At 73.7% G+C, this 26,494-nt stretch carries 7 protein-coding genes; 2 read left to right on the top strand and 5 right to left on the bottom strand.

The features are described 5' to 3' along the window. Positions 1–23: 23 nt before the first annotated feature. Positions 24–176: a hypothetical protein gene (locus tag ACWEVP_RS40290; RefSeq protein WP_452067836.1), complete on the bottom strand. Its 153-nt coding sequence runs from the start codon at positions 174–176 to the stop codon at positions 24–26. Positions 177–178: 2 nt separating this feature from the next. After that, positions 179–2,764, bottom strand: coding sequence for a LuxR C-terminal-related transcriptional regulator (locus tag ACWEVP_RS40285; RefSeq protein ID WP_452067835.1), 2,586 nt, complete (start codon positions 2,762–2,764; stop codon positions 179–181). A 163-nt stretch (positions 2,765–2,927) separates the two neighbouring features. Here ACWEVP_RS40285 and ACWEVP_RS40280 point away from each other — a divergent pair, with 163 nt between their 5' ends. Beyond that, entirely contained in the window at positions 2,928–3,695 is a 768-nt protein-coding gene (locus tag ACWEVP_RS40280) for a thioesterase II family protein (RefSeq protein WP_452067834.1), read from the top strand. Between the two features lie 125 nt (positions 3,696–3,820). Further along, positions 3,821–4,087, top strand: a complete 267-nt coding sequence (locus tag ACWEVP_RS40275) for a hypothetical protein (RefSeq protein ID WP_452067833.1) — start codon at positions 3,821–3,823, stop codon at positions 4,085–4,087. Between the two features lie 168 nt (positions 4,088–4,255). On the opposite strand, the gene ACWEVP_RS40270 is transcribed toward ACWEVP_RS40275, so the two are convergent. From ACWEVP_RS40270 to ACWEVP_RS40260, 3 genes are all read right to left on the bottom strand, one after another. Then, complete coding sequence (locus ACWEVP_RS40270) at positions 4,256–9,532, bottom strand: type I polyketide synthase (protein ID WP_452067832.1); 5,277 nt, start codon at positions 9,530–9,532, stop codon at positions 4,256–4,258. Beyond that, positions 9,529–25,206 (bottom strand): SDR family NAD(P)-dependent oxidoreductase, encoded by a 15,678-nt coding sequence (locus tag ACWEVP_RS40265; protein ID WP_452067831.1) that lies wholly within the window; start codon positions 25,204–25,206, stop codon positions 9,529–9,531. Before ACWEVP_RS40265 ends, ACWEVP_RS40270 begins: the two co-directional genes overlap by 4 nt. Before the next feature lie 108 nt (positions 25,207–25,314). Beyond that, positions 25,315–26,472: a cytochrome P450 gene (locus ACWEVP_RS40260; RefSeq protein WP_452067830.1), complete on the bottom strand. Its 1,158-nt coding sequence runs from the start codon at positions 26,470–26,472 to the stop codon at positions 25,315–25,317. Positions 26,473–26,494: the final 22 nt, after the last annotated feature.

Genomic DNA, 26,494 nt, shown 5'->3' with positions numbered 1-26,494 from the left:
ACCCGGGGTGGCCTTCGCGCGTTTCAGCGCGGTGCCGGGCCGAGCTTGCGGTACACCGTCTCCAGGAGGCCCGCCGCGTCCGCCGCCGCGATGCCCAGCTTCTCCGCGATCGCCTCGATCGCCGTCGCGTCCGCGGCCAGCTCGGCGACCTTCAGCTCGGTTTCGGTGAGCAGCACGTTCACTGCGCGCTTTCGGCGTTGTCGAACTCGCCGGCCAGCGCGGCCCGGCCCGCGACGCCCAGCTTGCGGTACACACGGGTCAAGTGCTGCTCCACCGTGCTCACCGTGATGTACAGCGACTCCGCGATCTGCCGGTTGGTCCGCCCCGCCACGGCCAGCTCCACGACCCTCAGCTCCGCCTCGCTCAGCACGGACGCCGACGGCGAGACCGGCTCGGGGCGCCCCGCCGGGCGCGGGACCGGCGGCCGGGCCCGGCCCTGGCGTGGCACGTGCACCGCTTTCACCAGGCTCCCGCCGCGTTCCGCCCGCTGGCTCAGGTGGTTGATCGTGCGCATCGTCTTCGCCAGCTCCAGCCGGTCGCCGGACGCCTTGAACTCCTCCGCCGCCCGGTTCAGCAGCCCCGGGCGCGCCGCCGCGTCGCCCGCCAACGCCAGCACCCGCAGCGCCGACCCGCGCGTGTACGCGTCGGCCGGGCCGGCCAGCGACTGCTTCGCCAGTTCGACGGCGACGGCGGTGTTGCCCAGCCGCAGGTTCGCGTCCGCGAGGTCGGCCTGCCAGGGCAGCACGGCCGGGAGCTCCAGGCCCTGCTCCTGCAGGATGCGACGGCACTCCCGCAGATCGCTCACGGCCGCGAGGCCGCGGTTGGTCGCCAGGTGGAAGTGACCGCGCGCCCGCAGGTACCGGACACCACCGAGCGTCCCCCACGCCGCGTCCGGCAGCGGGTGCCGCAGCACCGCCGCCGCGTTCTTGAACGCGCCCGAAGCGGTGTAGGCGATCAGCAGCGTGGCCAGCGGGTAGCTGATCGCGACGCCCCAGTTCGGCGCGTCCAGCATGCCCAGCGCCCGGGTGCCGAGGTCCACCGCACCGGTGACGTCACCCCGGCGCAGCAGCAGGCTCGCGCCGATCGCGTCGAGCATCGCCTTCCACGTGATCGCGCCCCGGTACTCGGCTTCCTCGCTGAGCGACGTGCACCAGCCCTCCGCGCGGTCGGCCTTGTCGTCGTAGGCCAGCGCGAGGATCGCCGTGCACAGCGCCTCCAGCGAGGTGTCGGAAAGCCGGCAGTTCTGCAGGATCCGTTCCGCGCACGCCGAAGCCGTCTCGGTACCCCCGGTGTGCCACACCGCGGCCAGTGAGGTCGCCGTCTGCAGCCAGGGATCGCCCGGTTCGGCCGTCGTCGTCGAGCCGCCGTAGTGCCAGTGGCCGGCCAGGACGAGTTCCGCGCAGGTGCGCGGGTCGAGCGGTTCGCTGTCGTGTTCGAGCGCGGCGAACGAGCGCTCGAAGGTGTCGCGATCGCCGAGCCACAGCGACTGCCGCGCCAGCCCGATCCGGTCGGACCGGTCCAGCGAACCCGCTTCGCGCAGCGACCGCAGGTGCGGTGCGGCGGCGGCCGGGTTGACGCGCCAGGTGATCTTGGCCAGCAGCTGGGAGATGGTCTGCTGCTCCCACCGCGCCGTCGAGACCGACGAGGCGAGCTTCAGGCAGCGGGTGGCGAAGTCGATGTCGTCGCCGAGCATCACCTGCTCCGCGGCTGCGACCAGCACCGGCAGCGCCCAGTCGGCCGTCGCCTCGCCCGCCGCGACCAGGTGCCGGGCGACCTCGGCGGGGCTCAGCCCGCGGGCGTGCTTGACCTCGGCGGCCCGGACGTGCAGCCGGGCCTTCTCCGGCCCGCGCAGCCCGCCCACGACCGCGGCGGCGGCCGGCGGCCGGAACCGGACGCCGGCGACCAGGCCCGCGTCGGCGAGCCGCCCGGTGGACGCCTCGGCCTCCAGCGGGTCGACCCCGGCGACGATGGCCACGGCTTCGGTGGTGACGTCGCTGTCCAGCACCGCGATCGCCGTCGCGACCTCGCGCAGCGGCGAGCCGTAGCGGTGCAGCAGCCGCTGCACGGCTTCGGAGTACGCCGAGCCGGTGTCCGCGCTGTCGCGGTGGGCGTCGACCAGCGCGCGGACCAGCAGCGGGTTCCCGGCGCTCAGCTCGTGGATCCGCTCGGGCAGCCCGTCGTCCGGCACCAGCTCCGCGATGGCCTGTACCGACAGCGGCGTCAGCTCGACGTGCCGGTGCGGCAGCGAGGTGAACGGCGAGTCGGCGTACGAGCCATCGGCGTGGTTGAGGACCAGCAGCAGCGCGGCGGACGGCGCCCGGCGCTGCAGGCGCAGCAGGAGCCGCGCCGAGGTCTCGTCCACGTGGTGGAGGTCGTCGACGGCGACCAGCACCGCGCGTTCGCGGGCCAGCCGGTGGATCGCGCTGCACAGCCCGGCGATCCGCTCGTCGGTGTTCCCGCCGTCGCCGCCGGCCGGGTGCCCGGTCAGCGACGGCGGCAGCAGCGGGCTCGCCAGCAGCTGGTCGATCACACCGCCGTCCACGTCCCGTTCGTCGGCGGCACCGGCGGCGGTGAGCGTGACGATGCCCAGTTCCTTCGCCCGCACCACCACCTGGTGCTGCAAGTGTGTCTTCCCGCTGGCCGGTCCCCCACCGACCAGCACTGTCTCTCCCACGCCGGCATCGCAGTCGATCAGCAGGCCCTCGAGAAAACCCAAGGCCCCCTGCGGATTTTCGCGGCGGTTCTGCCCCCAGATCGCGCCCATCGCAAGCTCCTCGAAGCAGGCGGTTGTCTTCCTGCCCTCACAACGTTCGCAGCAGGCGCCTAAGCAGGGCCAACAGCGATCTAAAGTCACCCAACGGAGTGAATTGGACACAGGTTCGGTAGGGGTTGCCAGAGCGGGGAAAGGCCCGAACACTTCGGAAACTGTGACTGCCCTGAACGAAAGAACGAGCCGGTGGATCCGGCGCTTCCACGCGGCCGACGACGCCGCCGTGCGGCTGGTCTGCCTGCCGCACGCGGGCGGGTCGGCGACGGCGTACTTCCCGTTCTCGCGCGCGGCCGCCCAGGCCGGGCTGGACGCGGACATCGTCGCCGTCCAGTACCCCGGCCGCCAGGATCGCCTCGGCGAACCCTGCTACGACGACGTCGGCGCGATGGCCGACGCGATCGCCGACGACCTCGGCCCGTGGTTCGACCGGCCGGTGGCGCTCTTCGGCCACAGCATGGGCGCGACGCTCGGCTACGAGGTCACCCGCCGCCTCGAAGCCCGCGGCGCCAAGCCGCTGGGCCTGTTCGCCTCGGCTTGCCGGGCGCCGTCGGCCCAGCGGATCGAGTACGTCCACCAGCGCGACGACGACGGCCTGATCGCGGCACTCAAGGAGCTCAGCGGCACCGACAGCGCCGTGCTCGGCGACGACGAGCTCCTGCGCATGGTGCTGCCGTCGATCCGCGGCGACTACACGGCGGTGGAGACCTACCGGCACCGCCCGGGGCGTGAGCTGGAGTGCCCGATCCACGTGCTGGTGGGCGACGACGACCCGGTGACCGACCTGGCCGAGGCGGACGCGTGGCGGGCCCACACGACCGGCGAGTGCGTCGTCGAGGTGTTCCCGGGCGGGCACTTCTACCTGCACGCGCAGCTGGCGGGCGTGCTGGCCAGTGTCAAGGCCCGGCTGGGTGACTGGGGCCCCTGACCGGTGCCCTTAGGGGATGGGGAAACCCCAGCCGGAGATCAGGTGCCGGCCCCATGGCCGGCCGGGCGCCGGTCCGCGAAACTGGGTACATCGAGAAAACGACCCGCCCCTCGGAGGTAGTCATGATGACGATCCAGACCGTTCCCGGTGTCACCCAGCGGATGCTCCCCAACGGCCACCTCCGGCTCACCTGCCGCAGCACGAGCCGCCAGGTCGAGTGCGAGCCCGTGGCGGCGGCGATGTGGATCGCGCTGAAGCAGCACAACGGCGACGTCGACCGCGCGAGCGCCGTGCTGGCGGCCCTGTGGGAGACCGACGTCGAGGACACCCGCTACGACATGGAGCTGCTGGCGGGTTCGCTGTGCTCGCTGGGACTGCTCGCCGAGGTCTGATCGACTCCTGAGGCGGTGCACGGATCGGGTCGCCGTGCACCGCCTTTGTCGTGTCCGGCAACCTGCCGCGCGCGTCGAGCGGTCTGCAGCGCACGCAAAAGGACCGCTTCCGGCGCCGTTGGCGGAAGCGGTCCTGGTGTCCCGGCCGGGGGAGGCGGCCGGGAAGTCTCAGCCCTGGGACTCCAGTTCTTCGTCCAGCATCGCGAACAGCTCGTCCGCGCCCGCCTCCTCGAGTGCGCGGTCGGCCGGGGAGAACGTCGCCACCAGCTCACGCAGCCGGCCCACGACCGCCACCCGCGCGTCCGCGTCCAGCGAACGCAGCTCGGCTTCCAGGTCCGTCAACCGGACCTCCACCGCCGACGGCGGATCGGCCAGGCCGGCACCCAGGAACTCCGCCAGCGCCGAAGCCGACGGGTGGTCGAAGATCAACGTCGCCGGCAAGCGCTGTCCCGTCACCGATTCCAGGCGGTTGCGCAGCTCGATCGCCGTCAGGGAGTCGAAGCCCAGCTCGATGAAGCCCTTGCGCGGGTCGACCGCGTCCCGGCGTTCGTGGCCCAGCACCACCGCCGCCGTGCCGCACACCAGGTCCAGCACCGCGCGGGGCCGCTCCGCCGCCGGCAGGGCGACCACCCGGGCCCACGAGTCGTCCGAAGCCTCCGCCCGGCGACGACCGCCGCGGACCAGGCCGCGCAGCATCGCCGGGACGCTGTGCGCGTCCGCCCGCAGGCCCGACATGTCCAGCCGGACCGGCACCAGCGACGGCTGCGACGTCCCGAAAGTGGCGTCGAACAACGAAAGCCCGTCGTCGAACGACAAGCCGAACACACCCGACCGGGCCATCCGGATCAGGTCGGTCTCGGCCAGCTCGTTCGACATGCCGCCCTCGGACCACAGGCCCCACGCCAGCGACACCGCGGGCCGCCCGGTGGCGGCCCGGTGGTGGGCCAGCGCGTCCAGGAAGACGTTCGCCGCCGAGTAGTTCGCCTGCCCGGCCGCGCCGAGCGTGCCGCCCGCCGACGAGTACAGGACAAACGGGATGTCCAGCGAAGCGGTCAGCTCGTGCAGGTTCCACGCCGCGTCCACCTTCGGCCGCAGCACCGCGTCCATCCGCTCCGGCGTCAGCGCCAGCAGGACGCCGTCGTCGACGACGCCCGCCGTGTGCACCACGGCCGACAGATCGACCCCGGCGAGCAGCTCGGCTGCCGCGTCCCGGTCGGCCAGGTCACACGCTTCCAAAGAAACGTTGGCCCCCAAGGAAGTCAGCGACTCGATCAACTCCGCCGCTCCGGGTGCCGAAGCGCCGCGACGGCTCGTCAGCAGCAGGTTCTTGACGCCGTGCTCGGTCACCAGGTGCCGGGCGATCAGCTGCCCGAGCACGCCGGTACCGCCGGTGACCAGCACCGTTCCGCCGGGATCCAGGGCAACCGCCTCGGACGACGGCACGAACTTCGCCAGCCGGTGCACCAGCACCGCGCCGTCGCGCACCGCGACTCCGGGCTCGTCGGCGTACATCGCGCCGAGCACCGCGTCCAGGGGCAGCTCTCCCCCGTCCACGTCCACGACCATGAACCGGTCGGGGTACTCGAGCTGCGCCGTCCGGACCACGCCCCACAGCGCGGCGTGCGTCAGGTCGTCGACGCCCTCGTCCGGTCGCGTCCCGATCGCCCGCCGGGCCACGACCACCAGCCGTGACGACCCCAAGGTCTCCTCGCCGACCCAGGCCTGGGCCAGCGCCAGCAACCGGTGCGTGGCTTCACGAGCCGCGGCCGGTGACGCCGTCGAAGGAGCCGCGAACGGCGCGAACACCACGTCCGGGGCCACCCCGTCGGCGACCAGCGCCGGAAGGTCCGCATAGGACTTGCCCGGCAGTCCGAACCCGGACCCGAGCACTGCGGACGAGACGCCCGAAACGGCGTCGCCCGCGAACGGCTGCCACTCGACGCGGAAGAGCGAGTCGTCCACCGCCGAGCGCGTGCCGCGGAACGCGTCCGCCGCGATCGGCCGCAGCGACAGCGATTCGACGCTCAGCACGGGCGAGCCCGCGGTGTCGGTCGCGGTCAGCGACACGGTGTTCTCGACGTCCGAGGCGATCACGACCCGCAGGTCCGACGCGCCGGCGGCGTGCAGCGACACCCCCGACCACGCGAACGGCAGCACCGGTTTGTCCTCGGTCGGCCCGGCGAGGCCGATGGTGTGCAGCGCCGCGTCGAGCAGCGCCGGGTGCAGGCCGAACGCCGCGGCGTCGGTGCCCTCCGGCAGCGCCACCTCGGCGGCGAGCCGGTCGCCCGCCTGCCAGACGCGGCGCAGCCCGGCGAACACCGGGCCGTAGTCGAAGCCCTGCGCGGCCAGCTCGTCGTAGCGGGACGTCACGTCGATCTCGGTCGCCCCGGCGGGCGGCCACTCGGGCACCGCCACCGGCGCGGAAACCGACGAAGACAACCGGCCGCTGCCGTGCTGCACCCATTCGGCCGCGTCCTCGGCCTGGGAATAAATCGACAGAGAGCGCTGCTCCGCTTCGAGAGCACCGACGACGACCTGCAGCCGGACCGCGCCTTCGGCGGGCACGATCAGCGGCGCGGCCAGGGTCAGCTCGTCGAGCCGCCCGCAGCCGACCTCGTCGCCCGCCCGGATCGCCAGTTCGACGAACGCCGTGCCGGGGAACAGCATCGAGCCCTGCACGACGTGGTCGGCGAGCCACGGCTGCGTGGCGGCCGAAAGCCGGCCGGTCAGCACGGCACCACCCGAATCGGCCGTCACGACGACGGCACCCAGCAGCGGGTGCTCGGCGTCGCGCTGCCCGACCTCGGCGACCCCGCGGACGCGAGCGCCGGTCGGGTTCTCCAGCCAGTAGCGCTTGCGCTGGAACGCATAAGTCGGCAGTTCCACCGGCGCGCCGCCGGCGTAGAACGCCGAGAAGTCCACAGTGGACCCGGTGACGAACAGCGAAGCCACCGCGGCGGCCGCCGACTCGCCTTCGGGCCGGTCCTTGCGCAGGACCGGGACGAACGTCGCCCGGTCGTCGTCGCCCAGGCACGTCTGGCCCATCGCGGTGAGCACCGCCGACGGGCCGACCTCGACGAACGTCGTGACCCCGGCGTCGAGCAGCGTGCGGACGCCGTCGGCGAACCGGACGGCGTCGCGCACCTGGCTCACCCAGTACTCCGGCGAGGTCAGGTCGGCGTCCGGCGAAACCGTCGAGACGATCGGAATCACCGGGTCGGCGAAGGTCAGGTTCCGGGCGATGAAGGCGAAGTCGGCCAGCATCGGTTCCATCAGCGCCGAGTGGAACGCGTGCGACACCTTCAGCCGCGAAGTCTTCTCGAACTTCGACGCCACGGTGAGCACCGCGTCCTCTTCGCCGGACAGCACGACCGACACCGGTCCGTTGACGGCCGCGATCGAGACACCGTCGGTCAGCAGCGGCAGGACGTCGGCTTCGGCCGCCGCCACGGCGACCATCGCCCCTCCGGTGGGCAGGGCCTGCATCAGCCGCGCCCGGGCGGTCACCAGCGTGCACGCGTCTTCGAGCGAGAGGATCCCGGCGACGTGCGCCGCGGCGATTTCGCCGATCGAGTGCCCCAGCAGGTAGTCCGGCGTGACGCCCCAGGACTCGAGCAGCCGGAACACCGCGACCTCGACGGCGAACAACGCGGGCTGGGTGTACCCGGTGTCGTCGGAGCCCAGGACGGTCCGCAGCGGCACGTCGAGGTGCTTGTCCAGCTCGGCGGCCACGAGGTCGAAGGCCTCGCCGAAGGCCGGGTACGCCGCCGCCAGCTCCACACCCATCCCGGCGCGCTGCGCGCCCTGGCCGGTGAAGAGGAAGGCCGTGCGCCCGGTGGATGCCACGCCTTCGACGACACCCGCGGGCGTGCGACCGGCCGCGTACTCGGTCAGCGCGCGGATCGCGGCGGCCCGGTCGGGAGCCACGACACCTGCGCGGTGCTCGGCCTGGGTGCGGGTGGTCGCCAACGAGAACCCGACGTCCACAGTGGACGCGTCAGCGGCGGACGCGGCGAGCTTGCCCGCCTGCGCGCGAAGGGCCTCCGGGTCGTTGGCGGACAGCAGCCAGGTCACCGGCCCGTCGTCCGAAGAGCGCGTCACCGGGTCGCCCTGCTCGACGATCACGTGCGCGTTGGTCCCGCTGATGCCGAACGACGACACGCCGGCTCGGCGCGGCCGCCCGGTTTCCGGCCACGGCTTCGGCTCGCTCAGCAGCGAAACCGTGTCGGTCCATTCGACGTGCGGCGACGGCTCGTCGGCGTGCAACGTGCGCGGGAGGACGCCGCGGCTCAGCGCCTCCACCATCTTGATCACGCCGCCCACACCGGCGGCCGCCTGCGTGTGGCCGACGTTCGACTTGAACGACCCGACGTGCAGCGGCCGCTCGGCGGTGGCCGCCTTGCCGTAGGTGGCGATCAGCGCCTGCGCCTCGATCGGGTCGCCGAGCTTGGTGCCGGTGCCGTGCGCCTCGACGGCGTCCACATCGGACAGTTTCAGCCCCGCGTCGGCGAGGGCCGCCTTGATGACCCGCTGCTGCGCGGGCCCGTTCGGGACGGTGATTCCGCTGGACGCGCCGTCGGAGTTGACCGCGCTGCCCCGCAGCACCGCGAGGACGTGGTGGCCGTTGCGGCGCGCGTCCGAAAGCCGTTCCAGGAGCAGCATTCCGGCGCCTTCCGAGCAGCCGACGCCGTCGGCGCCGCTGCCGAAGGCCTTGCACCGGCCGTCCGGGGCCAGGCCCTGCTGCTCGCTGAAGTAGACGAACATGTCCGGCGTCACCATCACGGTCACGCCGCCGGCCAGTGCCAGCGAGCACTCGCCGCGCCGCAGCGCCTGGGCCGCCCAGTGCAGGGCGACCAGCGACGACGAGCACGCCGTGTCCACCGACACCGACGGGCCTTCCAGCCCGAGGGTGTAGGAGATGCGGCCCGAGATGAGACTGCCGTCGCTGCTCCCGGCGCCGTAGTCGTGGTACATCACGCCGGCGAAGACGCCGGTTTTGCTGCCCCGCAACGTCGAGGGCACGATCCCGGCGCGTTCCACGGCCTCCCACGCGGTTTCCAGCACGACCCGCTGCTGCGGGTCGAGCGTGCGGGCCTCGCGCGGGGAGATGCCGAAGAACTCCGGCTCGAAGTCGGCGGCGTCGTAGAGGAAGCCGCCTTCCTTCGAGTACGTCGTGCCGGGCCGGCCGCTCGGGTCGAAGAGCGACGCGGTGTCCCAGCCGCGGTCCCCGGGGAACTCGCCGACGGCGTCGGTGCCGTTCGCGACCAGCTCCCACAGCTGCGACGGCGTGGTCACCCCGCCGGGGTACCGGCAGCCCATCCCGATGATGGCGATCGGCTCGCTCATCGCCGCGGTGAGCTTCTGGTTGTCCGCCTTGAGCCGCTCGTTGTCCATCATGGACTGGCGCAGCGCGGCGACGATCTGCTCGGTGGACGGCTGGCTCACTGGGACTCCTCGGTTTCGGTGCCCGCCATCGCGGACCGGACCAGGTCGGCCAGGTCCATCCCGGCGATGGCGGCCACTTCGTCGGTTCCGTTGGCCTCGGCGACCTCTTCGACCGGCTCGCCGAGCTCGGGCAGCAGCTCGCCGAGCAGGAACCGGGTCAGCGGAAGCGGGCTCGGGTAGTCGAAGATCAGCGTCGCCGGCAGGCGCAGCCCGCAGGCCGCCCCGAGCCGGTTGCGCAGTTCGAGCGCGGCCAGGGAGTCGATGCCCAGGTCGGTGAAGCCCTTCTCGACCCCGACCGCCGAGGCGTCGTCGTAGCCGAGGACGGCCGCCGCGTTTTCGCAGACCAGCTGCAGCACCGCGGTTTCCCGCTCGTCGGCCGACATCCCGGTCAGCTTGTCGGCGAAGCCCGCCTCGGGCGCCGCCGTCGCCGGACCGGCCGCCGCGGCCGCCCGGCGCGGGGTGGCCGTGACCAGGCCCCGCAGGAGCGGCGCGATCCGGTCGGCTTCCTTCAGGTCGGCCAGTTTCACCGGCACCAGGGTCGGCTCACCGGCCGCCAGGGCGGCGTCGAAGAGGTCCAGGCCGTCGGTGACGGCCAGCTCCGCGACCCCGTACCGGGCGACGTGCGTGAGGTCGACGGCGTCGCCGCTGCCTTCCCACGGACCCCAGGCCAGCGACGTCGCCGGGAGGCCCAGCGCCGTGCGGTGTTCGGCCAGCGCGTCCAGGAAGACGTTGCCCGCCGCGTAGTTCGCCTGCCCGGCGGCGAGCAGCAGCCCGCCCGCCGAGGAGTAGAGGACGAACGCCTTCAGGTCCAGCGACGCGGTCAGCTCGTGCAGGTGCCAGGCCGCGTCCACCTTGGGCCGCAGGACGTTCGTGACCTGCGAAGGGGTGAGCGCGGTCAGCACCGCGCTGTCCATCTGCCCGGCGGCGTGCACGACGGCGGTGAGGTCGGGCAGCGACCCGATCAGCGCCGCCAGCTCGGCCCGGTCGGTGACGTCGCAGGCCGCGACGGTCACCCCGGCGCCCAGCTTCTCGACCAGCTCACGGGCCCCCGGCGCGTCGAGACCGCGGCGGCTGGTGAGGACCAGCTTGCGGGCCCCGCGAGCGACGAGGTGCCGGGCGAGGTGCCCGCCGAGCAGGCCGGCGCCACCGGTGATCAGCACCGTGCCGTCGGTGTCCCACTCGACCGGGTCGCCGACCGTGGTGACCTTGGCCAGCCTCGGCACGCGGACCTCGCCGACGCGCACGATCGCTTCCGGCTCGCCGGAGGCGACCACCGCGGGCAGGGCCCGCAGCGACTGGGGCAGGTCGTCGACGTCGACCACCTGAATCCGGCCCGGGTTCTCCGCCTGCGCGGCCCGCACCAGGCCCCAGACCGGCGCCTGCGCCAGGTCCGGGTTCTCCGCCACGGCGCCCCGCGTGACGACCAGGAGCTTGCCGTCGGACGGGCCGTCGAGCCAGGCCTGCAGCTGCTTCAGCGTCGCCTGGACGGTCGCGTGGACCCGGGTGGGCACGTCTCCGTCGGCGGAGGTCACCGGCAGGACCAGGACGTCCGCGGCCACCGGGTCGGTGTGCGTCGGGACGCCGAGGCCGAGGTCGTCGGCGCCGAGCACGGCCCAGCCCTCGAGGGACTTGACCAGCCGGACCCCGGCGGCGGGCTGCCAGTCGATGCGGTGGAGCGAGTCGGGCACCTTGGCGCCCAGCTGGCCCTCCGACACCGGCCGCGTCACCAGCGACTCGATCCACGCGACCGGCGTGCCCGCGGCGTCGGCGAGGGCGAGCGAGGCGTCCTTGCCTTCCTTGCGGACGTGCACCCGCAGTGTCGTGGCCCCGGAGGCGTGCAGCGAGACCTGGTTCCAGGCGAACGGGATCGTCGTCTCGGTCAGCGCCTTCGGGCCGCCGGGGACGAGGAAGTCCGTCGCACCCAGCGCCGAGTCGAGCAGGCCCGGGTGCAGCCCGAACTCGGTCGCCGCGGTGCCCTCGGGCAGCGCCACCTCGGCGAACACCTCGCCCTCGCGCAGCCAGACCGCCCGCAGGTTCCGGAACACCGGGCCGTAGCCGAAGCCGAGCCCGGCCAGGTCGTCGTAGAGCCCGGTGAGGTCGACGGCTTCGGCGCCCTCGGGCGGCCACGCCGTCAGGTCGAACTCCGCCGGCTGCGCGCCGGTGGCGAGCGTGCCCGCCGCGTGCTGCGTCCACCCGTTCTCGGTGCGGGAGTGCACCGAAAGCTCGCGACGGCCGTCCGCGCCGGGAGCGCCGACGACGACCCGGATGTCGACGCCGCCCTCCTCGGGCAGCAGAAGCGGCGCCTGCTGGGTCAGCTCTTCCAGGAGGTCGCAGCCGACCTGGTCGGCGGCGTGCAGGGCCAGTTCGACGTACGCGGTGCCCGGCAGCATCGTCCGGCCCAGCACCACGTGGTCGGCCAGCCAGGTCTGCTTGTCGACCGCGAGGCGGCCGGTGAGGACCGCGCCGCCGTCGGGCAGCTCCACCAGCGCGCCCAGCAGCGGGTGCGCGGCCGACTTGGCCCCCAGCGAACCGACGTCGCCGGCGGGCTTCGTCGCGTTGAGCCAGTACTCCTTGTTCTGGAACGCATAGGTCGGCAGGTCCACAGTGGCCGCGCCCCGGCCGGCGAACAGGGCGCGCCAGTCGATCTTCGCCCCCCGCGAGTACACCGTGGCCAGCGCGGTGAACAGCGTCTGCACCTCGTCGCGGCCCCGGCGCAGCGCGGGCACACCCACGACGCGGTCCGGCCGGTCGGCGACCGAGGTGTCGCACTCGCGGGCCATGCCGGTCAGCACGGCGTCCGGGCCCAGCTCGACGAACCGGGTGACCCCGGCCGAGAGCAGCGTGCCGACGCCGTCGGCGAAGCGCACGGCCTCGCGGACGTGGTTCACCCAGTACTCGGGCGAGCAGAGCTGCTCGGCGGTGGCGATCCGGCCGGTCACGTTGGAGACGACCGGGATGCTCGGCGCGTTGTAGGTCAGTTTTTCCGCCACGACGGCGAAGTCGGCCAGCATCGGTTCCATCAGCGCGGAGTGGAAGGCGTGCGAGACGACCAGTTGCTTGGCCCGCCGGCCCGCTTCCTTGAAGGCCGCCATCGCGGCCTTCACCGCGTCCTCGGGACCGGAGACGACCACCGACCGCGGGCCGTTGACCGCGGCGACGTCCACCCCGGCCGGGAGCGCGACGCGCACCTCGTCCTCGGTGGCCGCGATGGCCGCCATCGCCCCGCCTTCCGGCAGGGCCTGCATGAGCCGGCCGCGGGCGGCGACCAACGCGCAGGCGTCGGCGAGCGAGAGCACCCCGGCGACGTGCGCCGCGGCCAGCTCGCCGATCGAGTGCCCGGCGACGTAGTCCGGCGTGAGGCCCCACGACTCGACCAGGCGGTAGAGCGCGACCTCGATCGCGAACAGCGCGCACTGCGTGTACGCCGTCTGGTTCAGCAGCGGGCTGCCGTCCCAGATGACGTCCTTGAGCGGGACGTCGGTGTCGAACAGGCCGCACGCCTCGTCGAACGCTCCCGCGAAGACGGGGAAGGCCTCGTACAGCTCGCGGCCCATGCCCGGCTGCTGCGCGCCCTGGCCGGTGAAGAGGAACGCGGTCAGGTCGGCCGCGCTGGTCGTGCCGGTCACCGTGCCCGCCGGGGTCCCGCCGCCGGCGAGCCCGTCGAGGGCCTTCAACGCGGCGTCGCGGTTACCCGCCAGGACCACCGAGCGGTGGTCGAGCGCGGCCCGGCCGGTCGCCAGGGAGTAGCCGACGTCGGTCAGGTCCAGCTCCGGGTTCGAGCGGATCCACGCGGCCATCCGGGCGGCCTGGTCGGCCAGCGCCGCGGCCGTGGTCCCGGCGATCGGCAGCGGCACCGAGGTCAGCTCCGGCGCGGTCCGGCGCGGACGCTCCACAGTGGACGGCGGAGCCTCTTCGATGATGATGTGCGCGTTCGTCCCGCTGATGCCGAAGGACGAGACGCCCGCGCGGCGCGGGCGGCCGTTCGGCAGCCACGGCCGGGCCTCGCTCAGCAGCTCGATGTCACCGGTGGTCCAGTCGACGACCGGGGACGGCGCGTCGATGTGCAGCGACTTCGGCAGCATGTTGTGCCGCATGGCCTGGACGACCTTGATCACGCCCGCCGCGCCGCCGGAAGCCTGCGCGTGACCGATGTTGGACTTGACCGAGCCCAGGTACAGCGGCTGCCCCTCCGGGCGGTCCTGGCCGTAGGTGGCCAGCAGCGCCTGCGCCTCGATCGGGTCACCCAGCTTGGTGCCCGAGCCGTGCGCCTCGACGGCGTCCACTTCGGCCGGAGTGAGGCCGCCGGCCGCGAGGGCCGCGTGGATCACGCGTTCCTGCGACGGCCCGTTCGGGGCGGTGAGGCCGTTGGACGCGCCGTCCTGGTTGACGGCGCTCGATCGGACCACCGCGAGGACCTCGTGCCCGTTGCGCTGGGCGTCGGACAGGCGCTCCAGCAGGAGCAGGCCCGCACCCTCGGCCCAGCCGACGCCGTCGGACGCCGCGGAGAAGGACTTCGACCGGCCGTTGGGCGACAGCACACCCTGGCGGCTGGAGTCGACGAAGAGGTCCGGCTGCGAGAGCAGCGTGACGCCGCCCGCGAGGGCCAGCCCGCACTCCCCCGCCCGCAGCGCCTGCACCGCGAGGTGCAGCGTGACCAGCGAAGACGAGCACGCGGTGTCGACCGTCATGCACGGGCCTTCCAGCCCCAGCAGGTAGGAGATGCGGCCGGAGACGACCGCGCCCGAGCTGCCGTTGGGGATGTAGGCGGCGACGTCGAGCGGCGCGCCGGGAACGCGGCTGCCGTAGTCGTCGTACATCGCGCCGGTGAAGACGCCGGTCATGCTGCCGCGCAGCGCGGTCGGGTCGATGCCGGCCCGCTCGATGGCCTCCCACGCCGTCTCCAGCAGGAGCCGCTGCTGCGGGTCCATGGCCAGCGCCTCGCGCGGGCCGATGCCGAAGAACGCCGGGTCGAACTCGATGCCCTGGTGCAGGAAGCCGCCTTCGCGGGCGTAGGTCTTGCCCCGCTTGCCGCGCCCGGGGTCGTAGATCGCGTCGATGTCCCAGCCGCGGTTGGTCGGGAACTCCGACACGGCGTCGACCTCGTCGACGAGCAGCTGCCAGAGGTCCTCCGGCGACCGGACGCCACCGGGGTACCGGCAGGCCATGCCGACGATCGCGATCGGTTCCTGCATCGACGCGTTGGTCCGGGTCGTGGTGGCCGGGACCTTCGCGACCGCGCCGAGCAGTTTGCCCTTGACGAAGTCCGCCACCGCCTTGGCTGTCGGGTGGTCGAAGATCAGCGTCGCCGGCAGGGTCAGGCCGGTCGCGGTGCCGAGCAGGTTGCGCAGTTCGACCGCGGCGAGCGAGTCGAAGCCGAGCTCCTTGAACGCGCGTGCGCCATCCACTTCGGACTTGTCGGCGTAGCCGAGCACGGTGGCCACCTGCGTCCGGACGATGTCCAGCAGCACGCGGTCGCGCTCGCTGTCGGCCAGGGCGGCCAGCTCCGCGGCGAGGGCGTTGTCGGCCGCCTTCGCCGCCTTGGCGGTCCGGCGGGCCTTCGGCGGGACGAACCCGCGCAGCAACGCGGGCAGCTCGTCGGTGCGGGCCTTCAGTGCCGCGACGTCGATCCGCAGCGGGGCGATCACGGCCTCGCCGGTGGCGGTCGCCGCGTCGAACAGCGCGAGCCCCTGCTCCGCGGTGACCGCGGGCAGGCCGAGCCGCGCCATCCGGGCGAGGTCCGCCTCGGCGAGTTCGCCGCCGAGGCCGGTGTTCTCGGCCCACAGGCCCCACGCCAGCGCGGTCGCCGGCTGACCGGCGGCCCGGCGGTGGGCGGCGAGGCCGTCGAGGAACGCGTTGGCGGCGGCGTAGTTCGCCTGGCCCGCGGGCAGCACCTGGCCGCCGGCGGAGGAGAACAGCACGAACGCGGCCAGGTCACCGGCCAGCTCGTGCAGGTGCCAGGCGGCGTCGACCTTGGCCCGCAGGACCGAGTCGAGCCGGTCGGCGGTCAGCGAGTCGAAGACGCCGCTGTCGGCGGTGCCCGCCGCGTGCACCACGGCGGTGAGGTCGTCGATCGCGCCGAGGACGTTCTCGACCTGGGCGCGCTCGGTGACGTCGCACGCGGCGACCCGCACCAGGGCGCCGAGGTCCTTCAGGTCCTCGACCAGCTGCGCCGCGCCCGGCGCGCCGATCCCGCGGCGGCTGGTGAGCACCAGGTCGGTGACGCCGTGCTCGGCCACCAGGTAGCGGGCCAGCAGGCTGCCGAGCCCGCCGGTGCCCCCGGTGATGAGCACGGCACCGCCACCCCACGGCGAAGCGTCGCCGGCCTCGGTCTTGGCGTACCGCGGCACGACGACCGCGCCGTCGCGGATCGCGGCCTCCGGTTCGCCGGAGGCGACGACGGCCGCCAGCGTCCCGGCCGTGGTGGCCGCGTCGGCGTCGACGACGAACACCCGGCCCGGGTGCTCGGCCTGCGCCCCGCGCGCCAGGCCCCACAGCAGGCCCTGCGTGACGTCCACAGTGGACTCTCCGGCGGGGACCGCGTCCTGCGTCACGACCGCCAGCTTGGTGGCGGCGAACCGGGCGTCGGCCAGCCAGGCCTGCAGTTCGGCGAGCAGCCAGGCGGCGTTGGCCCGCGCGGTCTCCGGGACGTCCCCGGTGCGCTCGGGCACGGTCAGCGTGAGCAGGCTCGGCACCGGCTCGCCGCGGTCGATCGCGCCGACGAGGTCGGCGAAATCGGCGTAGGTGGCGGCCACCCCGACCCGGCCCCGGCCCACGGCCACGACCTCGGTGTCGGACTGCGGCACGGACACCGGCTGCCAGGTGATCTTCAGCAGCGAACCGTCCACTTCGGACGACGCGGTCAGCTCGCGGCGGACCGGGCGCGAGACCAGCGAGTCGATGGTCGCGACCGGGCGGCCTTCACTGTCGGCCACCTCGATGGCCGACACCTCGTCGCCGTTGATCCGCTCGATCCGCACCCGCAGCACCGAAGCGCCGGCGGCGTGCAGCGTGACGCCGTTCCAGACGAACGGCAGCAGCGTCGCGCCACCCGGGTCGCCGAGGAGGTCGGCGTGCATCGCGATGTCGAGCAACGCGGGGTGGAGGCCGTACAGGTTCGCCGTCGCCGCCGCCGGTTCCGGCAGCGCGACCTCGGCGAACACCTCGGTACCCCGCTTCCAGGCGGCCGTGAGCCCCTGGAAGGACGGGCCGTAGCCGTACCCGCGCTCCTCGAGCAGGTCGTACGCGCCCTCGACGTCGATGGGGGTCGCCCCGGCCGGCGGCCATTCGGTGAGCCCGGCGGGCTCCGGCCGCGGTGCCGCGGACAGCGTGCCGAGCGCGTGCTGGGTCCACTCGTCGCCGTCGGCCGGCCGTGAGAAGACGGTGACCGGACGCCGGTCGCCGTCGGCGGGGCCGACCACGACCTGCAGCGCGACGGCGCCGTCCGGCGGCAGGACGAGCGGCGCCTGCAGCGTCAGCTCTTCGACCGTCGAGTGCCCGACCTGGTCGCCGGCGGCGATGGCGAGCTCGACGAACCCGGTGCCGGGCACCAGGATCGCGCCCTTGACGACGTGGTCGGCCACCCACGGCACCGACGCGGCGGACAGCCGGCCGGTGAGCACCGTGGTGTCCGAACCGGACAGCGGCACGACCGCGCCGAGCATCGGGTGCGGCAGCGGCTGCTGGCCGACCGCCGTGACGTCGCCGGACGGGGTCGCGTCGAGCCAGTAACGCTTGTGCTGGAAAGCGTACGTCGGCAGGTCGAGCCGGATCGGGCCGTCGCCGAGCACCTTGCCCAGCCCGGCGGCACCACGGGCGTGGAGCCGGCCGAGCGCGGTCAGCGCGGTGCGCACCTCGTCGCGGTCGCGGCGGCCGAAGGGCACGAACGCGGCGTCCGGGTCGATCTGGCGGCCGAGCGCGGTCAGCACGCTGTCCGGGCCCAGCTCGAGGAACGTCCGGACGCCGTCGGCGGCCAGCGCGGTCACCGCGTCGGCGAAGCGGACGGCTTCGCGGACGTGCGTGACCCAGTACTCCGGCGAGGTCAGGTCCGCGTCCGGCGAGACCGTGGAGAAGATGGGGATCTTCGGCTCGTGGAACGTCAGCCCGGCGGCGATCTCGCGGAACTCGTCGAGCATCGGCGCCATCAGCGGCGAATGGAACGCGTGGCTCACACGCAGCCGCCGCGTCCGGACGTCGGTGCCGCGCTCGATGCGGGACACGACGTCGGCGTCACCGGAGATGACGACCGACGCGGGGCCGTTGACGGCGGCGATGCTGACCTCGTCCTCGTGCCCGCGGATCAGCTCCCGCGCGGCTTCTTCGGTCGTGGCCAGGGAAACCATCGCCCCCGGCGGCGTGCTCAGCGCCCCCATCAAGCGGCCACGGGCGGCGACCAGCTTCGCGGCGTCCTCCAGGGACAGCACCCCGGCGACGTGTGCCGCGGCCAGCTCGCCGATCGAGTGGCCGGCCAGGGCGTCGGGGACGATCCCCCACGACTCGGCGAGCCGGAACAACGCGACCTCGACCGCGAACAGCGCGGTCTGCGTGTACTGCGTCTGGTCGAGCAGGCCGCGGTCGGCGAGCGCGGTCGTGCCGAAGACGACGTCGCGCAGCGGCACGTCGAGCAGCGGGTCGAGCGCGGCGCAGACGGCGGCGAAGGCTTCCGCGAAGACGGGGTAGGTCGCCGACAGCTCGGCGCCCATCCCGACCCGCTGCGCACCCTGCCCGGAGAACAGGAACGCCAGCTTGCCCTCGGTGACGGGCTCGCTGCCCTGCTCACCGGCGGCCAGCGCGTCGAGGCCGGCGGCCAGCTCGGCCGCGGTCCCGGCGACGACCACCGCGCGGTGCTCCAGCGCGGCGCGGGTGGAGACCAGCGACCGCGCCAGTTCGGCGACGGGGACGCCTTCGTGGTCGGCGAGGTATTCGCGCAGGCGGGCGGCCTGGCCGCGCACCGCGGCCGCGGACCGGCCGGACAGCGCGACCGGCACGACGGCTTCGGGCTGAGGTTCGGTGGGCCGCTCGACCACCGCGTCGGCCGGAGCCTGTTCGATGATCACGTGGGCGTTGGTACCGCTGATGCCGAAGGACGAGATCGCCGCGCGGCGCGGGTGGCCGTTGGGCGCCCAGTCCTGAGCCTCGGTCAGCAGGCGCACCGCACCCGTGTCCCAATCGACCACAGTGGACGGCCGGTCGACGTGCAGGGTCCGCGGCAGCTGCTCGTTGCGCAGCGCCATGACCATCTTGATGATGCCCGCGACACCCGCGGCGGCCTGGGTGTGGCCGATGTTGGACTTGATCGAGCCCAGCCACAGCGGCTGGTCGTCGGACCGGTCCTGCCCGTAGGTCGCGAGCAGCGCCTGCGCCTCGATCGGGTCGCCCAGCGTGGTGCCGGTGCCGTGGCCCTCGACGGCGTCCACTTCGGACGGCTGGAGACCCGCGTCGGCCAGGGCCTTGGCGATCACGCGCTGCTGCGACGGGCCGTTCGGGGCGGTGAGGCCGTTGGACGCGCCGTCGTGGTTGACCGCGGAGCCCTTGACGAGCCCGAGCACGGGGTGGCCGTTGCGCTGGGCGTCCGACAGCCGCTCGACGAGCAGCATGCCCGCGCCCTCGCCCCAGCCGGTGCCGTCGGCGGCGTCGGCGAACGAGCGGCAGCGGCCGTCGGCGGACAGGCCGCGCTGGCGGCTGAAGTCGACGAACGTGTCCGGAGTGGACATCACGGTGACGCCACCGGCCAGGGCGAGGGTGCACTCGCCGCGGCGCAGGGCCTGGACCGCCCAGTGCAGGGCGACCAGCGACGACGAGCACGCCGTGTCGACGGTGACCGTCGGGCCCTCCAGGCCGAGCGCGTAGGAGACGCGGCCGGAGACGACGCTGGCGAGGCTGCCGTTGCCGAGGTAGCCCGCGATGTCGTCGGACACGGTGCCGAGGCGGGTGCCCCAGTCGTGGTACATGACGCCGGCGAACACGCCGGTCGCGCTGCCGCGCAGCGAAACCGGGTCGATGCCGGCCCGCTCGAACGCCTCCCACGACACTTCCAGCAGCAGCCGCTGCTGCGGGTCCATGGCGGCCGCTTCGCGCGGGCTGATCTCGAAGAAGTCGGCGTCGAACTCGGCGGCGTCGTGCAGGAACGCGCCGTGCTTGACGTAGGAGTGGCCGGGCTTGCCGGGCTCGGGGTCGTAGAGCGCGTCGACGTTCCAGCCGCGGTCGGCCGGGAACGGCGTGAGCGCCTCTTCACCGCCCGCGACGAGCCGCCACAGGTCCTCCGGCGTCGCGACGCCGCCCGGGTAGCGGCAGGCGATGCCGACGATGGCGATCGGCTCCTCCGGGTCGATCGTGGTCACCGGCGCGATCGGCTTGACCGGGGCCAGGCCGCCGAGCCGCGTGACGAGGTACTCGGCCAGCGCGCGCGGAGTCGGGTGGTCGAACACCAGCGTGGCGGGCAGCCGCATGCCGGTGACGGAGTCGAGGATGTTGCGCAGCTCGACCGCGGCGAGGGAGTCGAAGCCGATCTCGCCGAACGGGCGGGCCGGACTGATCGCGCTCGGGCCGTCGTGGCCGAGCACGGCCGCGACGTGCGTGCGGACCAGGTCCAGCACCGCGCGGTCGCGGTCGGCCTCCGACAGCGCGGCGAACCGCTCGGCGAACTGCCGCTCCGGCGTGAGCTCTCCCGCGACCGCCGCGATGCGGCGGCGGTTGGCCGGGACGAAGCCGCGCAGCAGCGCCGGGACGTCCTCGCGAACGCCGAGCGCGGCGCGGTCGACGCGGGTCGGGACGACGGTGGCCGTCCCCGAAGTGATCGCGACGTCGAGCGCGGCGAGGCTTTCGGCCGCGCTCAGCGGGGCCAGGCCCAGCCGGCCGAGCCGGCCCAGGTCCTTTTCGGACAGTCCGGCGCTCATGCCGAGCGCCGCACCGCCGTCGGTCCAGAGGCCCCAGGCCAGCGACGTCGCCGAGAGACCCTGCTCGCGGCGGTGCTCGGCGAGGGCGTCGAGGAAGGTGTTGGCCGCCGCGTAGTTGGCTTGGCCCACGCCGTCGACCAGGCCGGCCGAGGAGGAGAACAGGACGAACGCGTCGAGGTCCGAAGTCAGCTCGTGCAGCGCCCAGGCGGCGTCGACCTTCGGGGCGAGGACGGTGTCCAAGCGCTCCTCGGTGAGCGAACCGATCAGGGCGTCGTCGAGCACGCCGGCGGTGTGGACGACCGCGGTCAGCGGCCCCTCGATCTTCTTCAGCGCGGCCGAGAGCGACCGCTTCTTCGTGACGTCACCGGCGATGACCTGCACCGTCGCGGTTTCGCTCAGCTCGGCGACCAGGTCCGCCGCACCGGGGGCGTCGAGGCCGCGGCGGCTGAGCAGCACCAGGTGCCGGACGCCGTGGGTGGTGACGAGGTGGCGCGCGACCTGTGCGCCGAGACCACCGGTACCGCCCGTGACCAGCACGGTGCCGTCCGGCTGCCAGGCAGGGGTGTCGGTGGCCAGGCGGACCAGCCGCGGGGCCAGCACCCGGTCACCGTCGACGCGCAGTTCCGGCTCGCCGGACGCGAGCGCGGTGGCCAGCGTCGCGTCGGTGGTCTCGCCTTCGACCAGCACGATCCGGCCCGGGTGCTCGGCCTGCGCCGAGCGCACCAGCCCGCGCACCACGGAGTCGGCGAGCGAGCCGCGCGTCCGCAGCACGAGCTTGGCCGGGGTGGCCTCGGCGAGGAACGACTGGAGGATCCCCAGGACGCGGTGAGCGGTCTGGCGGGCGGCGGCGGGAACCCGGCCGCGTTCGCCCGGCACACTCACCAGCCGCACCTCACCCGGATCCGCGTCCGAGGCCGCGACCGGCGTCCACTCGACGGTGTGCAGCAGGTCCTGGGCCCGGGGGCCCAGGTCGGCGCCGCTGACCGGGCGCGAGCGGAACGACTCGACCGACAGCACGGGCGCGCCCGCCGTGTCGGTGACCTCGATGGCGACACCGCCGGTGGCGGGCGAGGTGATCCGCACCCGCACCTCGGCCGCGCCGGAGGCGTGCAGCCGCACGCCGGTCCACGCGAACGGCAGCCGGATCTCGCCGGCTTCGCGGGCCTCGCCCGGGGCGAAGTCGGTGGCGTGCAGGACGGCGTCGAGCAGCGCCGGGTGGATCCCGAAATCGTCGTCCCGCTCGGGCAGGGCGACCTCGGCGAACACGACGTCACCGCGCTTCCACGCGGTACGCAGGCCGCGGAACAGCGGGCCATAGCCGTAACCCTGAGCGGCCAGCTCGTCGTACAGCTCGCTGGTGGCGACGACCTCGGCGCCGGACGGCGGCCACTCGGTCAGCGGCGCGGGCTCGGCCCCCGCGGCCTCGGCCAGCACGCCGACGGCGTGGCGGGTCCAGGCGACGTCCTGCTCGGCGCGCGAGTAGAACTCGATGGTGCGGCGGCCGTCCTCGACCGGGCCGACCACGGCCTGCACCTCGACGCCGTGCCCTTCCGGGACGGCCAGGGGCGCCTGCAGGGTCAGCTCGTCGACGAGGTCGCAGTTCGCGCGCTCGGCGGCGTGCAGTGCCATTTCGACGAACGCGGTGCCGGGCAGCAGGGCCGTGCCGGCAATCGCGTGGTCCGCGAGCCACGGGTGGGTCCGCAGGCCGATGCGGGCGGTCAGGACCAGGCCGTCGTGGTCGGCCAGGCCGATCTCGGCGGCGAGCAGCGGGTGGCCGGAGGCGAGCTGGCCGAAGCCGGCCGCGTCGCCGCGGCCGGGCGCGGTCAGCCAGAAGTGCTTGCGCTGGAAGGCATACGTCGGCAGGTCGACGGCGTTCGCCGGGCCGAAGAACGCGGTCCAGTCGATCGCCACGCCACGGGTGTGCAGCCGGCCGAGCGCGCCGGCCAGGGCCGGGACCTCGGCGTGGCCGCGGCGCTGCGCGGGCACGAACGCGATGTCCGAGCCGTGCGGGCCGGTGGCGCCCAGCGCGGCGAGGACGGCGTCCGGACCGACCTCGATCGCGGTGGTGACGCCGGCCGCGGCGAGGGCGGCGACGCCGTCGGCGAACCGGACCGCGCGCCGCACGTGGTAGAGCCAGTAGCCGGGCGAGGTGAGCTCTTCGGCCGTCGCCAGCCGGCCGGTGACGTTCGAGATCACCGGGATCTTCGGCGCCGAGAACTCGACGACCTCCAGGACCTCGCGGAACTCGGCGAGCATCGGCTCCATCAGCGGCGAGTGGAACGCGTGCGAGACGCGCAGTTCGCTCGTCTTGCGGCCCTGCGCCCGGAACACCCCGGCAACGGCGTCGACCTCGGCGCGCTCACCGGACACGACCACGGACGCGGGCCCGTTGATCGCGGCGATGCTGACGCCGTCGGTGAGCAGCGGGCCGACCTCGTCCTCGGTCGCGGCGATCGCGACCATGGCGCCGCCCTCGGGCAGGGCCTGCATCAGCCGGCCTCGGGCGGCGACGACCAGGCAGGCGTCTTCCAGCGACCAGACGCCGGCGACGTGCGCGGCGGCCAGTTCGCCGATCGAGTGGCCGAGCAGGACGTCCGGCTTGACGCCCCACGACTCCAGCAGCCGGGCGAGCGCGACCTCGACCGCGAACAGCGCGCACTGCGCGTACTGGGTGCCATTCAGCTTCTCGGCGTCCTCGCCGAACAGGACGTCCCGCAGCGGGCGGTCCATCTGGACGTCGAGGTGGTCGAGGGCCTCGTCGAAGACCTCGGCGAAGACCGGGTACGCGAGGTAGAGCTCCTTGCCCATGGCGAGGCGCTGCGACCCCTGGCCGGTGAACAGCATCGCGAGCTTGCCCGGCGTGCGGGTCCCGGTGAAGACCGCGCTGTCCGGCTCCCCCGCGGCGAGCGCACGCAGGCCACGGAGAGCGTCCTCGGTGTTTTCGGCGACGACGACCGCGCGGTGGTCGTGCGCGGCGCGCGTGCCGGCCAGCGAGAACCCGGCCTCGGTCAGGTCCGCCGATTCCACAGTGGACACGAGCTTCGCGGCCTGCGCCCGCAGTGCTTCCTCGCTGCGGGCCGAGACGACGAGCGGCACGACCGGCACCGGCTCGGTGGTGGTCTCGACGTCCGCGGTCGCGGGTGCCTGTTCGATGATCACGTGGGCGTTGGTACCGCTGACGCCGAACGACGACACACCGGCGCGACGCGGACGCTCGACCTCGGGCCACTCGCGGGCCTCGGTCAGCAGCTCGACCGCGCCCGCGGTCCAGTCGACGTGCGGGGTCGGCGCGTCGACGTGCAGCGTCTTCGGGAGCCGGCCGCGGCGGATCGCCTCGACCATCTTGATCACCCCGGCCACGCCGGCCGCGGCCTGCGTGTGACCGATGTTGGACTTGATCGAGCCGAGCAGCAGCGGCGTCTCGCGCTCCTGGCCGTACGCGGCGAGCAGGGCCTGGGCCTCGATCGGGTCGCCGAGCCGGGTGCCGGTGCCGTGCGCCTCGACAGCGTCCACTTCGGACGGCGTGAGGCCGGCGTCGGCGAGCGCGCGGTGGATGACGCGCTGCTGCGACGGGCCGTTGGGGGCGGTGAGGCCGTTGGACGCGCCGTCGGAGTTGATGGCGGTGCCGCGGACGACGGCGAGCACGGTGTGGCCGTTGGCGACCGCGTCGGACAGGCGCTCCAGGATCAGGACACCGACACCTTCGGCGAACCCGGTGCCGTCGGCGGCCGCGGCGAAGGCCTTGCAGCGGCCGTCCTCGGCGAGGCCGCGCTGGCGGCTGAACGCGGTGAACGTGCCGGGCCCGCCCATGACGGCGACCCCGCCGGCGAGCGCGAGCTGCGTCTCACCGCGGCGCAGGGCCTGCACGGCGAGGTGGAGGGCGACGAGCGAGCCGGAGCACGCCGTGTCGACGGTCAGCGTCGGGCCTTCGAGACCGAGCGCGTAGGCCACGCGGCCGGAGACGACGCTGGGGGCGTTGCCGGTGAGCAGGTAGCCGTCGAGGCCGTCGGGAGCTTCGTGCAGGCGCGGGCCGTACTCCTGGGCCTCGGCGCCGATGAAGACGCCGGCGGGCGTGCCGCGCAGCGTCGTCGGGTCGATCTTGGCGCGTTCCAGCGCTTCCCACGCGGTCTCGAGGACCAGGCGCTGCTGCGGGTCCATCGCGGACGCCTCGCGCGGGGCGATGCCGAAGAAGTCCGCGTCGAACTCGCCGGCGTCGGGCAGGAACCCCCCGGAGGTGACGTAGCTGCTGCCCGGGCGGTCGGGGTCCGGGTCGTAGAGGCCGTCGAGGTCCCAGCCGCGGTCGGTCGGGAACCCGGTGATGGTGTGCACTTCGTCGTCGACCAGCCGCCAGAGGTCCTCGGGGGAGGCGGTCCCGCCGGGGTACCGGCAGCCGATGCCGACGATCGCGACCGGCTCGTCCTCCTCGGTCTTCGGGTATCCACTGTGGATGATCTCCGCACCGAACACCGTGGCGTGCAGGAAGCGCGCGACGGCGGCCGGGGTCGGGTGGTCGAAGGCCAGGGTGACCGGCAGGTCGAGCCCGGTGGCGTCGGTGAGCCGCGCGTGCAGCTCCACCGCCGCCAGCGAATCGAACCCGTGGTCGGAGAACGCCTTTTCCGGGTCGAGCACCGCCGGGACGTCCGGGCGCGCCGCCAGCAGCGCGGCCCGGGTGGCGTCGTGGACGACGTCGGCCAGGAATGCCGCGCGGTCACCGGCGGGCAGTTCGGTCAGCCGCTCCGCGAACCCGGACGCCCGATTCGATTCGGTCTCAAACTCACGCATTCCGCACTCCACCGCTGTAGCAAGCCAGCACTCATGGTCGTTCTGCTCGAATGTAGGTCGGCGCACACCGCCGCCGGATCCCCTGAAAAGCCTTCTAGGGGCGGGAGATCACCAGGCGATGCGCAGGAGCGACGGCCCCCGCACGATCACGCCGTACTCCCACTTCACGCCCGCGCGCCCGTCCGCGAACCGCAGGTCCGGGAACCGCGCCAGGATCGCCTTCAGCGCTTCCTGCAGCTCCAGCCGCGCCAGCTGCGCCCCGATGCAGTGGTGCGGGCCGTGCCCGAACGCCACGTGCGGGTTCGGCTTGCGCGTCAGGTCGATGCGGTCCGGGTCCGCGAAGACCTCCGGGTCGCGGTTGGCCGCGTGCAGCGCCGGCAGCACCGGGTCGCCGGCGCGGACGACGACGTCGCCGAAGCGGATGTCCTCGGTGGCGTACCGGGCGAACATCGCCGCGGTGTTGATCGGCACGTACCGCAGCAGTTCCTCGATCGCCGTCGGCATCAGGTCCGGGTCCGCGCGCAGCTGCTCCAGCAGCTCCGGCTGCGTCAGCAACGTGAAGACGAAGCTGGGCAACGCCGTCGACACCGTCTCGACGCCGCCGGTGAGCAACCCCGCGCCGGCGATCGAAATCAGCTCGTTCTCGGTCAGCTTGTCCCCCGCGTCGCGGGCGTAGACCAGCGCGCCGAGCAGGTCGTCGGTCGGCTCCTCGCGCCGCTGGGCCACCAGCTCGGCCACGTAGTTGTCGAGCTTGTCGCCGTAGACGTCGAGCACGTCGCCCTTGGCCGTGGCGTCGCTGACCAGCGCCTGCGTCCACTCGCGGAAGATCTTGTGGTCCTCCTGCGGCACGCCGAGCAGGTCGCAGATCACGGTGACCGGCAGCGGCCGCGCCAGGTCCTCGACGAGGTCGGCGCTGTCGCCGTTCGCCTGCATGTCGTCGAGCAGGCGGTTGACCAGGTCCCTGACGCCGTCGCGCATCTGCTCCAGCCGGCGTGCGGTGAAGGCCTTCGCGACCAGGCGGCGCAGGCGGGAGTGGTCCGGCGGGTCCATCCCCATGATGCCGTCGCCCATCTGCTGGCGGCGCATCCGCGGCTGGTCGAGGCCCTGCGCGAGCTCCCGGCTGAACCGCGGGTCGGTCGTCACCAGCTTGACGTCGGCGTACTTCGTCGCCAGCCACGCCGGTTCGCCGAAGGGCATCTGCACCCGGCTCATCGGCTCTTCGCGCTGCAGGACGTGGTACTGCTCGGAAACGGAGATCTCGTGCATGTCGAACGGATACGCACGGACT

The sequence above is a fragment of the Amycolatopsis sp. NPDC003865 genome (assembly GCF_053605345.1).
This window is presented reverse-complemented; position numbering and strand designations above follow the sequence as displayed.